Source organism: Marinisporobacter balticus (genome assembly GCF_004345705.1).
In the GTDB taxonomy this organism is placed as follows: domain Bacteria; phylum Bacillota; class Clostridia; order Peptostreptococcales; family Thermotaleaceae; genus Marinisporobacter; species Marinisporobacter balticus.
The window spans coordinates 1-13,891 of record NZ_SLWV01000046.1; the positions used below are offsets into that span (position 1 = coordinate 1).

Annotated in this window: 14 protein-coding genes; 11 read left to right on the forward strand and 3 right to left on the reverse strand. The window is 30.7% G+C overall.

Features of this window, described 5'->3' with window-relative positions:
- Positions 1-551, reverse strand: a 551-nt coding sequence (locus tag EV214_RS18900) for an IS701 family transposase (protein WP_165916463.1), incomplete at its 3' end; no start/stop codon positions are given.
- A gap of 814 nt (positions 552-1,365) precedes the next feature.
- On the opposite strand from EV214_RS18900, the gene EV214_RS17820 reads away from it, so the two are divergent.
- From EV214_RS17820 to EV214_RS17830, 3 genes are read left to right on the forward strand one after another with little or no spacing between them, the layout of a single operon-like run.
- Positions 1,366-2,115 carry a DeoR/GlpR family DNA-binding transcription regulator gene (locus EV214_RS17820; protein WP_132248240.1) on the forward strand — a complete coding sequence of 250 codons (750 nt, stop codon included), beginning with the start codon at positions 1,366-1,368 and terminating at the stop codon, positions 2,113-2,115.
- Positions 2,115-3,029: a 1-phosphofructokinase gene (gene pfkB / locus EV214_RS17825; RefSeq protein ID WP_132248242.1), complete on the forward strand. Its 915-nt coding sequence runs from the start codon at positions 2,115-2,117 to the stop codon at positions 3,027-3,029. The genes EV214_RS17820 and pfkB overlap by 1 nt, the downstream gene beginning before the upstream one ends.
- Positions 3,030-3,042: 13 nt before the next feature.
- Positions 3,043-4,914, forward strand: a complete 1,872-nt coding sequence (locus tag EV214_RS17830; RefSeq protein WP_132248244.1) for a PTS fructose transporter subunit IIABC — start codon at positions 3,043-3,045, stop codon at positions 4,912-4,914.
- 295 nt (positions 4,915-5,209) lie between these two features.
- Here EV214_RS17830 and EV214_RS17835 read toward each other — a convergent pair whose 3' ends face one another.
- Positions 5,210-5,587 carry a metal-dependent transcriptional regulator gene (locus EV214_RS17835; protein WP_132248246.1) on the reverse strand — a complete coding sequence of 126 codons (378 nt, stop codon included), beginning with the start codon at positions 5,585-5,587 and terminating at the stop codon, positions 5,210-5,212.
- A gap of 731 nt (positions 5,588-6,318) precedes the next feature.
- Between EV214_RS17835 and EV214_RS17840 the strand changes: the two genes are divergently transcribed.
- The 4 genes from EV214_RS17840 (at position 6,319) to EV214_RS17855 (ending at position 9,918) form a co-directional block, all read left to right on the forward strand.
- Complete coding sequence (locus EV214_RS17840) at positions 6,319-6,816, forward strand: hypothetical protein (protein WP_132248248.1); 498 nt, start codon at positions 6,319-6,321, stop codon at positions 6,814-6,816.
- A gap of 23 nt (positions 6,817-6,839) precedes the next feature.
- Positions 6,840-7,058, forward strand: coding sequence for a hypothetical protein (locus tag EV214_RS17845; RefSeq protein WP_132248250.1), 219 nt, complete (start codon positions 6,840-6,842; stop codon positions 7,056-7,058).
- A 287-nt stretch (positions 7,059-7,345) separates the two neighbouring features.
- Entirely contained in the window at positions 7,346-8,335 is a 990-nt protein-coding gene (locus tag EV214_RS17850; RefSeq protein ID WP_132248252.1) for a helix-turn-helix domain-containing protein, read from the forward strand.
- Between the two features lie 239 nt (positions 8,336-8,574).
- Entirely contained in the window at positions 8,575-9,918 is a 1,344-nt protein-coding gene (locus EV214_RS17855) for an MATE family efflux transporter (protein WP_132248254.1), read from the forward strand.
- Positions 9,919-10,177: 259 nt separating this feature from the next.
- On the opposite strand, the gene EV214_RS17860 is transcribed toward EV214_RS17855, so the two are convergent.
- Entirely contained in the window at positions 10,178-10,546 is a 369-nt protein-coding gene (locus tag EV214_RS17860) for a hypothetical protein (protein ID WP_132248256.1), read from the reverse strand.
- Between the two features lie 160 nt (positions 10,547-10,706).
- Here EV214_RS17860 and EV214_RS19585 point away from each other — a divergent pair, with 160 nt between their 5' ends.
- The 4 genes from EV214_RS19585 to EV214_RS17880 all read left to right on the forward strand — a co-directional run bounded on the left by EV214_RS19585 (position 10,707) and on the right by EV214_RS17880 (position 13,768).
- A complete protein-coding gene (locus tag EV214_RS19585) occupies positions 10,707-10,874 on the forward strand; it encodes an ATP-binding cassette domain-containing protein (RefSeq protein WP_279233158.1) in 168 nt (55 codons plus the stop codon).
- Positions 10,875-11,028: 154 nt separating this feature from the next.
- The gene (locus tag EV214_RS17870; protein WP_132248258.1) at positions 11,029-12,111 is read left to right on the forward strand and encodes a permease; all 1,083 of its coding nucleotides are present in this window, start codon (positions 11,029-11,031) and stop codon (positions 12,109-12,111) included.
- Positions 12,112-12,119: 8 nt separating this feature from the next.
- Positions 12,120-12,893: a TIGR03943 family putative permease subunit gene (locus tag EV214_RS17875; RefSeq protein ID WP_243116718.1), complete on the forward strand. Its 774-nt coding sequence runs from the start codon at positions 12,120-12,122 to the stop codon at positions 12,891-12,893.
- A gap of 455 nt (positions 12,894-13,348) precedes the next feature.
- On the forward strand, positions 13,349-13,768 hold the full coding sequence (locus EV214_RS17880) for a hypothetical protein (RefSeq protein ID WP_132248261.1): 420 nt from the start codon (positions 13,349-13,351) through the stop codon (positions 13,766-13,768).
- Positions 13,769-13,891: the final 123 nt, after the last annotated feature.

The following is a 13,891-nucleotide window of genomic DNA, read 5'->3' on the forward strand; positions in this document are numbered from 1 at the left end:
TTTATTAGATTGGATGCCATATGTAACTTATTCGCTTCTTTATCATAAAGTCTGTATCCAATTGGAAGGCTCAAATACTTGATCGTATCATTGTAGTTCAATGGAATATTTAGTACCAAAGAAACAAAACAATGTCCGTGGATATAACGATTTTTCTTATCTTTTGTAGCGTGATCAAACAGCTTGCCACAGCAATCAAATTTATGACCAAACTTTGGTTGCAAAGTATCATCAATAGATAAGAAAATCGTATCTAGTTTTAAACTTTTAGGTACAAGATTCAGTAAAATGCGTACAGTGATATTCATTATGTCGTTCAGTGAAAAATTTAAATAGGATAAAAAGTGATAGAAAGAATTCAAAGAACAACTAGAATACTTGCAAATAAAATAATCATATACGAACTTAATGGAACGAATTTCTTCAAGGCAAAGAATACCTGATATTAACCAAATGAAAATTTCGAAACTTCTTTTATGAAATACAGTTCTATATTGAAAAAAATATGTGTGTATGGTTTGCTTTATTGAATTATTGGAAATACTAATCATATCAGATGCCTCCTAGGGGTTTGGTTCTTCTAAAATTAGTATTCCTAGGATTAAGGTATCTGATTTTATTATTTTATGGAAATGAATAATCAATTACTTGTAAAGTGGTGTTGGATTTAAGTATATTAAGAAATATGGAAAGGATTTTTTTGAGAATATTCCAGCTAAAAACATTCTTTTTATAAATGATAAAGTAGTTAGTATTGATCTGGTAGATAATAGATTTGTATTAATTGAACAAAGTCTAAAGTAAAAAATAAGGACATATTTGAATGAATTTGGAATGAATAGCGTCGGATTTTATGGGATATTATGGATTGCTTACAAAAAAATAATAATTATTATATCACCAAAGATGGTAGTGACAATTTATATGTTTATGATCAATGTAAGCCCGCAGCAGATTAAAGTGGTTCCTCCACAGCGCTTTTTATAACTTGTGGGTTTTGAAACTGGTAGTTGCCATATCTGTGATCCATAAATAGCAATAAACAAATAAAAGTATAGCCATAGCATCTTAGTAGTACAGATAAATCAGGCATCCAGAAATGGATGCTTTTGTATTTCTTATTAACCGAAGAAACATGAAAAGGGGTAAAAATGGTTATGATATAGAGAACATAATAATCAAGATAGAAGCAGAAGATGATACAGATATTACCTATAGTATGGGTAGAAATAATATAATATGATTGAAATTGGATGAAAATGATTGAAAATGTAATGAATAGTGAAAAATAATGAAAGAAAACGATTGATTTTTGAATGATTTTTATTTATAATGATAGTATGAAAGGGTTAAGAGGTGACGAAATTGTTAACTGAGAAAAGACATGAAATCATATTAGAAATTTTAAAGAAAAAAGGATCAGTAAAAATAAATGAATTTGTAGAAGCTACAAACACATCAGAATCTACAATAAGACGAGATCTTAGTTTTTTAGAAAATACAAATGTATTAAAAAGAGTACATGGAGGAGCAAATTTACTAAAGGGAAGATTTAATGAGCCTACCTATAGTGAGAAGCAAGATCAATACATTCAGGAAAAGACAATGATTGCTGAGTATGGGGCATCGTTAATAGAAGATGGAGACTGTGTTTATTTAGATGCTGGAACAACAACATTTATGATGATTCAATATTTAGATAAAAAGGATATTGTTGTAGTTACAAATGGATTGAAGCATATTGATATGCTTGTAGAAAACAATATAAATGCTTATATTGTTGGGGGAAAAGTAAAGGCTCGAACAAAGGCTGTTATTGGAATAGATGCCTTAAAAAATCTAGAAAAATTTAGATTTGATAAATGCTTTATTGGTATTAATGGAATACATCCAGATTATGGATTTACTACACCAGATTCAGAAGAAGCAATTCTTAAGGGTACAGCTATAAACCTTTCTAGGGAAGCTTTTGTACTAGCAGATGAGAGCAAGTTTGGAGAAGCAGCTTTTGTGAAGGTTTCTGACCTGAAAAAGGCGGTCATTATTACAAACTGTGAGATTGAAGATTGCGAAAAATATAGAGAAAAGACTAGAATAAAGGTTGTGACAAAATAATGATATATACAGTTACATTAAATCCATCTATAGATTATGTAGTACAAGTAGAAGATTTTTTATTAGGGTCAGTAAATAGAGTGAATAATGATTACAAATATCCTGGAGGAAAAGGGATTAATGTATCAAGGGTTTTGAAGAATATGGGTGTAAGAAGTCAAGGATTAGGTTTTATAGGAGGCTTTACAGGTGAGTATATTAAAAGATATTTAGAAGATGAAGACATAGAGACAGACTTTATAACCGTAAAAGGAGATACAAGAATCAATGTAAAGCTTAAATCTGACGAAGAAACTGAGATCAATGGATCAGGCCCTTATATTATAGAAGAAAATATAAATGAACTACTTGAAAAAATGAATAAATTAACAGAAAAAGATTATCTTGTACTTGCAGGAAATATACAGAAGAGCTTACCTAGAGATATTTATTCAAAAATTCAACAAAAATGTATAGAGAACAAGGTTAAAGTAGTGGTAGATACAACAGGAGAAGCGTTGATAGCTACTTTGAAGCATCATCCTTTTTTAATAAAGCCAAATAAAGAGGAACTAGGAGAAATATTTGATGTTGAAATGAATACGAAAGAAGAAATTATTCATTATGCAAAGAATCTTATGACAATGGGGGCAGAAAATGTAATTATTTCAATGGCAGGGGAGGGCGCTTTGCTTATATGTAATGAAGGTGTATATCATGGGTCTGTACCAAAAGGAATTGTAAAAAACTCTGTAGGAGCAGGTGATTCTTTGATTGCAGGATTTATTGCTAGTTATTCACAAAACTTAAATGCAGAAGAAGCTTTTAGATGGGGAATTGCTTCTGGCAGTGCTACAGCTTTTTCACTTGATCTATGTAAAAAAGAAGAGGTTGAAAAATTATTAGATCAAGTAAAAATAAACAAATTCAAATAAAAGGAGGAAAAACATGAAAATAACAGATCTTTTAAAGAAAGATACAATCATTATGGAATTAAAATCTTCTACAAAAGAAGACGTAATTGATGAATTAATAAATAAATTAGACAATGCAGGAAGGTTAAATAATAAAAAAGAATTCAAAAAAGCAATATTAAAAAGAGAAGAAGAGTATTCAACAGGTGTAGGTGATGGCGTTGCTATTCCTCACGCAAAGACTAGCGCAGTGAAAACTCCAGCCTTAGCTTTTGGATATTCTAGGAATGGAATAGACTATGATGCTTTAGATGAAAAACCTGCGCATATATTTTTTATGATTGCAGGCAGCGAAAATGCAAATAATGAGCACTTAGAAACATTATCTAGACTATCTGTAATGTTGATGAACGAAGATTTTAGGAAAAAGATTATACATGCAAAACGCGAAGAAGAAATATTAAAGATTATAGAGGATCAAGAAAAATCAGATAAGAAAGACGAAGAGATAACAAATAATGATGATAGAGGGTTAGTTTTAGCAGTAACATCTTGTCCAACAGGGATTGCACATACTTATATGGCTGCGGATGCCCTTAAAAATAAAGCAAAAGAAATGGATATAGATATAAAGGTAGAAACAAATGGTGCTACAGGAGTTAAAAATATATTAACAGATGAAGAGATCAGAAAAGCTAAAGCTATAATTGTTGCTGCAGATAAACAAGTGGACATGGGAAGGTTTGAAGGAAAAAAAGTTATTCAGGTTCCAGTAGCACAAGGAATCAAAAATGCTGAAGAACTTATTACGAAAGGATTAAAGGGTGAAGGAACGATATATCATCATACTGAAAGTATAGGATCTTCAAAGGTTACAGGGAAGGAAAGAAGCGGATTTTATAAACATATTATGAATGGTGTTTCAAATATGCTGCCCTTTGTAGTAGGTGGAGGTATATTAATAGCCATATCATTTTTCTTTGGAATAAAGGCATTTGATCCAAATGACCCATCCTTTCATCCTTATGCAAAGCTACTGATGGATATAGGCGCTGGAAACGCATTCTTCTTAATGATACCTATTCTTGCAGGATTTATTGGTATGAGCATAGCAGACAGACCGGGGTTTGCACCAGCTATGGTGGGAGGACTTATTGCAGCAAATAATGGGGCCGGATTTTTAGGAGGACTTATTGCAGGCTTCTTAGGAGGATATATTGTTTTATTCTTGAAGAAAGCGTTTGCTAAGTTGCCAGATTCCCTAGAAGGAATTAAACCAGTATTATTATATCCTTTATTTGGAATATTCATTACAGGAATTATTATGCTGCTTGTTGTAGTAAATCCTGTAAAAGGTTTAAATTTAGGGCTGCAAAATTGGCTAAATAGCATGGGAACAGCTAATAAAGTATTATTAGGATTAATATTAGGCGGTATGATGGCTGTAGATATGGGGGGACCTATAAACAAGGCCGCATTTACCTTTGGTATTGCGATGATTGATGCTGGGAATTTTGCACCTCATGCGGCAGTTATGGCAGGCGGTATGGTGCCGCCACTTGGAATAGCTATTGCAACAACATTATTTAAAAATAGATTTACAAAAGGTGAAAGAGAAGCTGGAAAGACTTGTTATATAATGGGGGCATCATTTATTACTGAGGGTGCAATACCTTTTGCAGCAGCAGACCCAGGTAGAGTGATTCCGTCTATTATTGTAGGATCAGCAGTAGCAGGTGCCTTCTCCATGATTTTTAATATAGGACTTCCAGCACCACACGGCGGAGCTTTTGTTATCCCAATCGTTAAAGGAAATCCATTTTCATATATAGCAGCTATATTAATAGGTTCTTTTATAACCGCGCTTATGCTTGGCGTTCTTAAAAAACCAGTTAATAAAGAATAGCTATAAGGATGAAAATAGAGAAAAAACAATAGATTACAGCATAAAGGAGATAAAATTTTATCTCCTTTATTTGCGTGCGCCCAGCATGGGCGCAAACTAGTCGATGAAAGTCCAAAACTATCTGAAGAACGTGTGCAGTAGTTGATTCACTGTCAGTTTACTTCCTACCACATTTTACAGTACGGATATGAAAATGAGAATAAATTAAAGATGACTGTTACCATGAATTATATATGATTAGGAGAAATAGCTGTTTAATAAGAATTAGTTTCGTCCATGCCACGAGGAGGTAGATTTATGATCCACCCTTGCTTTGTTTAAAGTATTCTTTTATGCATTTATAACTTTCGTCGCTGATGATGTGTTCAATTCTGCAGGCATCCTTCATTGCTGTTTCTTCATTGACACCAGCTGCTATTAACAATTGAGTAAGAGTTTGATGACGCTCATATATTTGTACTGCTATTTCATAACCTAATTTTTCTAAAGTTATATAACCGTTCTCATCAACTTTAATATATCCGTTTTCTCGCAGTTTTTTCATCGCGATGCTTATACTGGGTTTTGTATAACCCATCTCATTTACTATATCTATTGAGCGAACCTGTCCGTTTCGTTCTTTAAGTATTAGAATCATTTCTAGATAGTTCTCTGCAGATTCCTGTATTTTCATTTTGATCACCTCGGGGATTATTTTGTGGATATAATTCTATATTAGTTTAGACTAAGCGTTTTTTCAAGGAGTGATTGATGTAATTGACAAATTTTAAATATAGTGATACTATAAATCGATGGTTAGTAATGGCTAACTAGAATGAAAGTATAATTTTTAGTATCCGCGAATTGAAGTATATAGTGTACCAAAAGCATACTATGCATGTTGTTAACGGAAGGGCAATGTTAAGTGATGCTTTTGATGAGCTTAAAAAGCAGGTAGCCATTTCCACAACTACATGGGTGGTTTCCTAATTATGATGATTTTGGATGTTGCTTTGGGATAGTTGGACACGAAAGAAGGTGTTTGCAATAAGTATTTTATCAAAAGAAAGGGATCTATATGGTCCTGAAATCAAAGTTGTTATACAAACAGATGTATAGATGGAAAGTGACAGTGGAAAAGGCGTCATGACCAGCTATCAGGTGTTCCCAGGGATTGAGTTTCTCTACAATGATTTTCATATGGGAAAATATTTTCACAACAAACCATAGGCATGTCACCTTTAAAATATCGCAAAACAAATCATCCAAACGGAGCAATATGCGAGCATTTGGAGTAGAAAACAAAAGGAAGAAACATTTTGTGTACGACTGAAGCTATCGCGTCAGGAAATCCTGCAACTCGCCGAAGAAAAACATAGTTGGCACAGACCCCTATACCTATACAGAAATCAAAATCAGGAGAATATGCACGATTTGAAAAGAATGAAAATTATTGGGTGCGATTCCGCTTATTATGATGAAGTCGTAGTGAAATATATTCATAAGGTGGCATCCAGAGTACAGGCACTCCAAAATGGAGAAATTGATATGCTATACGGGAATGTATTGATATCTTATGATGAGAGTTCAGGACAAATAGAGACTTTTTTAGCACATCAGTTTCCTGATTTAACAGGAGCTTATCAACGAAGCGTGTATTCCTTCAAAAACTTTCATGATGCGATTATGGGTTATAAAAAATGGGTAGTTGAATACACGATGTCCCTTCGTGCCCCAATGACGTGTTTTACAGTGTGCATCAATGAAATTTTCGCTTTCTTGATTCCTGCTGGAATTCTTTTAATTGCCTCAGCTGCTAATCATAATGCGTTTTTGCTTGATTTTATTTTCTATGTTTTATTCACCCCATATTGTACCGTTATGATGACTCGTATTCTTTTTTTAGTGAAAACTCAGTGCTAGCTAAAGATGCAGCGAGCCGTGTAATGAGCATTCTAAATGAAAAGCCACTGAAAGAATCGGTCCATCCGATTCCTCCAAAGGATGCTTCTGTCACATTTTATATTCCTGAAATCATTGCTGCAGTGATATCGGTAGTATTTATCGGTATAGGTCTGTTTATCATGGACTGGAGAATGGCGCTTGTACTTTATAACAGGTTATGGTCAATACAATCCAAAGCAAGCGAATGGGCGCTAAAATAGATACACACCTAAGGCGTTTCAAATTCATAGTCACTTACTTTACATGAACTGCTCAAACTATGGAGCAAAGGAATATTCTCGTGTCAAGAAAATTACAAGTACATTTATTATAAGTACAACCATTTTTTTCTTATTATTTTTCATTCCGCTTGCCATTATCCAAGGAATCACCAGCTTTAAGCGATATCATTTTTGTCTGCAGAGGTTCGAAAGCATCCTGACCTATCAAGTAAGGTTCTAAAATCTGATTTAGACTGAATTTAAGATGTTTTTGGAGGTGAAATTTAATGAATAAACAATTATTTTTGGCCGATACTCAAAATCAGCTTTCTTTCGATGATATGATTGAAAAAATAGAGAATATAGATAACCGAATAATATATCACTATAATAAAAATTACATGTATGGTAAAACTATACAATATGAAATGTTTAAAGGTATATGGATTGTTTATCATGATTTAGCATTAAAAAGATCAGACCTTTTTCCATTAGAAGTTAATGGCTTTATTCAAATAAACTATTGTATTTCTGGAAGATGTGAATTACATTATAAGAATAATAAAGTGTTTTATGTAGGCGCTGGTGATTTTGTAGTTGGTCTTTTAAAAAATAAACAATATAAACATAGTTTTCCTCTTGGTAATTATAATGGAATCTCCATAATTACAACTGAAGAAAAATTAGACAATTTCTTAAAAACAATTTTTCCAGAAACTAAGATAACAAGCAAGAAACTTCTTTTGAAAATTGAAGAGTGCGATGAATACATCGTGTTATCTAATAATCTTGAAATAAAAAATATTATGGAAGAAATTATTTTATCCAATCATGATTTCTGGAAAGAGAAAGCTGTTATTAAATTTGCCGAACTTATTTTGTTATTAATTTCCAATGATATAGAATTTTATCAATTAACTGGAAAATATTATGATAAGCAATTAATAAATAAGGTTAAACAAATAAAACAAGAAGTAACTGCTAACATAGAGGTTTATACTAAAATTGAAGAAATTGCTCAAAAATATCATATTAGTTCTAAAACATTTGCGGATTGTTTTAAAGCAGTATACAGGAAAACGTATTATGCGTTTATTAAAGAATTTAGGGTTAAAAAAGCATCAGAATTACTTCGGTCGGAAAATTTAACCATTGGAGAAGTTGCCATTAGGGTAGGTTATTTAAATGCTAGTAAATTTTCTAAAGCTTTTTTAGATATAATGGGGGTCACGCCAATTTGCTTCAGAAAAAACAATTCACTTACCGTTTTGGATTAAAAGGGAATAAATAGAGTAGATGAATAAATATTAGTAGGATATAATTTTAGAAGGTTAGCATAGTCTAACCTTCTAAAATTATATCCTGTTTGCATATTTGGAAAAACCTCAACAAAAATATCCATGAAAGCTCTAGATTTATCAATACGTTGAAATATCTGTTTGATAATAATAAACAAGGTTATCAAATAAAGGCAGTAAGTTTAACTAATTAAAATATTATACAAGGAGAGTTAGATATGAATGAAAGAATTAGAATTATGAGTGAAGAAAGTATTCCTACAGCATTATTGAAATTTGGTATACCTGCAATTATTGGATTCCTTATAACTGCAATATATAATTTTGTAGATGCCATATTTGTTGGTAGATTGGGAACGAGTGCAATGGGAGCATTAGCTGTAGCATTTCCTATATCAATGATTAGTATAGGAATTGGTTTGATTTTGGGAAGCGGAGCAGCATCCTATATTTCCAGACTTTTGGGAGAAGGCGAAATAAAACAGGCCAATGTAGCGTCTTCAATTGCATTTTTTGGAAGTCTGATTTTAGGAATAATTGCTATAATACCATCTTTAATTTTTTTAAAACCAATATTAAGGTTTTTTGGAGCAACAGAGACGATATTGCCATTTGCAAAAGCTTATATGTATATTTTTATTCCAGGTTCGTTATTTAATGTTATAAATATAGCATTGAATCACTTAGCTAGAGCGGAAGGCGCAGCTAAAACAAGTATGAATACATTGTTAATAGGCGCTATTCTGAATATAATTTTAGATCCGATTTTCATCTATACTTTTCATCTGGGAATCAGTGGAGCTGCGATTGCAACGGTAATATCACAAATTTTATCTACAATTTTATTACTTAGATTTTTTTACAGTGATAAAAGCAGTATTAAACTATCTATCAAGTATTTCACTTTATCTAAAAAAGTTCTGTTTGAAATAATCAAAATAGGAATACCAAATCTTGTTACACAGATATTGTCAGGTGTATCAATGGGATTAATAAATTCAGCAGCTTTTCCTTATGGAGATACTGCAGTAGCTGCCATGGGAATTGTTAACAGAATATTTGCTATAGGAAGCTATGTTATCTTAGGCTTTTCAAAGGGTTTCCAGCCTATTGCAGGATATAATTATGGAGCAAAAAAATATATTCGTTTGAAGAAATCAATTAATGTTTCTCTTAAATGGACAACTTGTTTGTGTTTTATCTTAGCAATAATTCAGATTATATTTGCAAGCCCAATAGTATCAATATTTACTAATGAATCTAGAGTTCTTGACATAGGGGTTCAAGCTTTAAGGGCTTATAGTATAGTGTTTCCGGTTTTTGGTTTTCAAACAATTTATATGAGCTTATTTTTAGCATTAGGAAAAGGAAGAGAAGGTCTAGTATTAAGCCTAGGAAGACAAGGTGTGTTTTTAATACCTATTGTGCTTATTTTACCACAAATAATAGGTTTAAACGGTGTTATTCTTTCTCAACCAATAGCAGATCTATTAACAGTATTATTAACAATATTTTTTAATATTAAGTTGAAAAAGGATATGTTGGTAATGGAATCAATATAATGATTAATTTATTTTTAAAGTTAAATAAAGTGCGTTAAGTCAATTTATTTTAGAAAAAGAAATTCATTTACTACTTTGTATTAAAAAGAAACAAATAGAGTAGAGTAATAAGAATTGCTATATGATATGGTATGTGGGAACACGTCGGAGAAAATTGATTAATTTTGATAAGAAAATATAAAAAAAATGAGGGTTGAGAAATTTAAAAATCCCAGCCCTTATTTCTTTATATTTGTGATTTATTATTAATTTGCTCTAATTATCTTAAATCTGAAGGAATAGCTTTATTAGACCAAAAACATTTACAAATAATACCAATAGACATACTACCCCAATTATATGTTTTGACAAATATATTTTGCTTATGATTCTTAAATGCTAAATTTAAAGTTCTAATGGCTAAATCTGATGTAATTTCTTTGCCATTGAGTGTTGCGCTATTATAGCGTTTACTACCATTACTCAAATAAAGTTGAATCATTTGATTCTTGAATTTATAATAAGAATTTATTCGAGAAAATAATATTATTGACATAAAAATATAAAATGATAAAATGGTAATTGAGAATGCAAGTGATTTGCAATAAGGAAGAGGTAGAATTAATTTAAAAAAGGGTTTTATATACATACTAGTGATACCTCCAGTACATAGTCCTGTAAAGTATCAGCCAACACCTAGATAAATGGCTAAATTTAGAGAATCTAAAGTTTGTTTTTCTATAGGGGGTTCCTACTGAGGGAGCCAATATTTTACTAAAGGTAGAAGATTTAAATAAAGATATATAGGAATATTAGAATTAAAAAATAGACAAATTGAACAATTATCAGGAGGACAACTACAAAAGGTACTTATAGCCAGGGCTTTAATTACAGATTCTAAAATTCTTATATTATCTGTAAGAGGATACTTTGTTGTTACTTTTATTGGTAAAACATTAAATAAAAATGAAGTTTAATCATATAGGAAAGAATATATATGTATAAAATTGTATATATGCTACTTTTTATGAAATAGATAAGTCAGAACTCAGTTGTAATAAATTGAACTTTAATAAAGCTGATTAGAAAGCATTTTAGTGTACTGTTGATTCTAAGGGAGGGATTAAGCAGATGATTTCAAGATCTATTATGAATAAAGTTGAAAATGTAATCATTTTTCTGTTAAGTATTTTAATAATGATCTTTTTATTCAATATTATAATTAACTTTGAAGGAGATGCATTCTCCGTTATTCAAAAAGATTATTTAGAAGGATTCACTGTAGTCTTTTTAAGTATAATATTAGAAGTGATACCTTTTGTAATGATTGGTACTTTTATATCATCGATAATTCAAATATTTGTATCAGAAAGAACTATAGTTAAAATTATTCCTAAAAACAGACTTGTAGGACTTATTGCTGCTTCTTTAATGGGAATTATATTTCCAGTATGTGAATGTGCAATAGTACCTATAATGAGAAGACTAATCAAAAAAGGAGTACCTCTTTATATAGCTGTAACATTTATGCTTGCAGTTCCTATAGTAAATCCTGTAGTATTAGCTTCTACTTATTATGCATTTTCTGATCAAACTTACATGGTGTTTTTAAGAGGATTTTTAGGTTTAATGAGTGCTATTTTAATAGGTCATATAATAGGAATTATACAATATAAAAATGATCCATTAAAAAATAACACTCTGCATGAACATATAGGATGTAGTGATGAACATGATCACCAGCACCATCATAGTTGTGGTTGTGGACATCATCATCACTCAGTAAGTGTCAGTAAAAGAGGTTTTTTTTCAAAAATTATTGATATAATAGAGCATACAAGCTTAGAGCTATATGATGTTGGTAAATTTTTGATAATCGGAGCCTTTTTATCTGCATTAATGCAAACATTTGTATCTAGAAGCTATATCTTATCAATAGGACAGGGAAAAGTATCTTCAACTATAGTAATGATGATTTTAGCATTTGTGCTTTCATTATGTTCAGAAGCTGACGCATTTATAGCTAGAACATTTGTTGGTCAATTTACGACTGGTTCTATAGTAGGATTTCTAATATTAGGTCCAATGATAGACATAAAAAATACGCTGATGTTGAGTGGCTCATTTAAAATGAAATTTGTAGTAAAACTAATAACTATCATATCCTTAGTATGTTTTATTATGGCTATGTTAGTAAATATTATAGGGATATAGGTGATAAAATGAAAAGATTTAATATAAATGAATTAATATGGTTCATAATACTTATTTCGTTTCCCTACTATATTTATAAGCTATTTGCCACAGGGGAAATAAACATATATATGAATCCCAAAATGTTTAAATATGTACTTTTTTCTTTTTGCGTTTTTGTATTACTATCTATATTTCAAATTAGAAGAATATTTAATTCTAACAAAGTTAAAAAAATAAAATTAGGATATATTATATTTATAATTCCATTGTTTTTGGCTTTTGTAGTAAATCCAGATCGTTTAAATGCGCGAATAGTGTCTAATAAAGGCGTAAGTATAGTTGATAATAATTCAGATAATAGAGGAAAATCTATTATTAATAATAATGAAGACTCCATACAAATTGATATAAATACGAATAGTGATCGTATAAATAATCTCGATGCAGAAAAGTTTAGAGACACTTTAGAGAATGTATATGTAAATTTAGATAGCATGATGGGTGAAGAAGTTGAGCTATCAGGTTTTATCTATAGAGAATTAGATTTTTCTACAAATAGATTTGTGATTTCTAGATTATTAATGAGTTGTTGTGCTGCTGATGCTCAAGTTACTGGATTATTATGTGAATGGGATGAGGGGAGCAAGCTTCAAGATAATGTGTGGATTAAAGTTACAGGTATAATTGATTCAACTACTCATTATAATAAATATACTGAAAAAGAAGAAACTATACCATTGATTAAAGTTATTAAAGTTGAAAGTATTAAACCACCTAAAGATCAATATATATATCCATAATATAGATAAATGTTATAGTAGGAAATACTTTGAAAATGTGTTTTCTGCTTTTTTAGATTATAAAAATTAAAACATACTTGTAAAGTTTCTTGATAATAAGTACAGGGCATGATAGGCTCGTTGTCAAGAGAACCGTAGAATAAATGGCTAGAAAATCAAAATCACGAGAGATCATGTAAAAAACAACGAAAAGCTAACTCTGGGGTGTCAAATTTATCGAGAAAAGGTCAACAAAGTTTATTTCGTGATTAGCAGCAAAGTATTTATGAGCCATTAATTAAAAATTTTATAATAAGGATATAATTTCAAAACTTATTTTTATTTACCAACCTGTTTAAATATTAAATATGTTACCAATAATTGATCTCTTTTTTAAGTATAGACTTTTATATATACTAATAGTACATATAGAATCGTTGACATAATATATAAAAATACTTAAAAGGAGGGAACCTATGAGGTTTAAAAAAAGTATTATTACAACTGTATTACTACTTGCTGTTGCTTGTAGTACAATAGTTTTTGCAGCAACACCTAGCCTATATCAAACTGTGAAAACTAGACTATTCTCTATTGCGGATACTTATTTAAATAGAGAATCTGCGTTGATAGAAAGTGGGCAACAAAATCAGTTGCAATTAAATCAATATGTTGAAAGTATAGAAGATGAGATGCGGCAAGAGCTAGATGGCTATGAACAACAGCAGATTGAAGCAGCAAAACAAGAAATACAAGAACAAATCAACGCAGTAAAAGCACAAATTGATCAAGAGAGACAGCAAATAGAGATTGATATCAAAGAAAATATTAAACAAAAAATTAGAAGAGATTTAGAAAAAGAGCTTGAAAAAATAGAAAGAGAATTAAATAAGTAGAAATAATAAAAAAAGCTAGGGGGATCTGTAAAATGTACCCTTTGTCAAGGACAATTTAAAAAAGCCTATGCTACATTAAGAAGATGATTTCTGTATTGAACAGGAGTCATCTTTTTTAGATCC

Bases quoted from the DNA above. Each gene is read 5' to 3' on its own strand.
- pfkB (WP_132248242.1), top strand. From the start codon at position 2,115: ATGATATATACAGTTACATTAAATCCATCTATAGATTATGTAGTACAA.
- EV214_RS17830 (WP_132248244.1), top strand. From the start codon at position 3,043: ATGAAAATAACAGATCTTTTAAAGAAAGATACAATCATTATGGAATTA.
- EV214_RS17835 (WP_132248246.1), bottom strand. From the start codon at position 5,587: ATGAAAATACAGGAATCTGCAGAGAACTATCTAGAAATGATTCTAATA.
- EV214_RS17840 (WP_132248248.1), top strand. From the start codon at position 6,319: ATGCACGATTTGAAAAGAATGAAAATTATTGGGTGCGATTCCGCTTAT.
- EV214_RS17845 (WP_132248250.1), top strand. From the start codon at position 6,840: ATGAGCATTCTAAATGAAAAGCCACTGAAAGAATCGGTCCATCCGATT.
- EV214_RS17850 (WP_132248252.1), top strand. From the start codon at position 7,346: ATGAATAAACAATTATTTTTGGCCGATACTCAAAATCAGCTTTCTTTC.
- EV214_RS17855 (WP_132248254.1), top strand. From the start codon at position 8,575: ATGAATGAAAGAATTAGAATTATGAGTGAAGAAAGTATTCCTACAGCA.
- EV214_RS17860 (WP_132248256.1), bottom strand. From the start codon at position 10,546: ATGTATATAAAACCCTTTTTTAAATTAATTCTACCTCTTCCTTATTGC.
- EV214_RS17870 (WP_132248258.1), top strand. From the start codon at position 11,029: ATGATTTCAAGATCTATTATGAATAAAGTTGAAAATGTAATCATTTTT.
- EV214_RS17875 (WP_243116718.1), top strand. From the start codon at position 12,120: ATGAAAAGATTTAATATAAATGAATTAATATGGTTCATAATACTTATT.
- EV214_RS17880 (WP_132248261.1), top strand. From the start codon at position 13,349: ATGAGGTTTAAAAAAAGTATTATTACAACTGTATTACTACTTGCTGTT.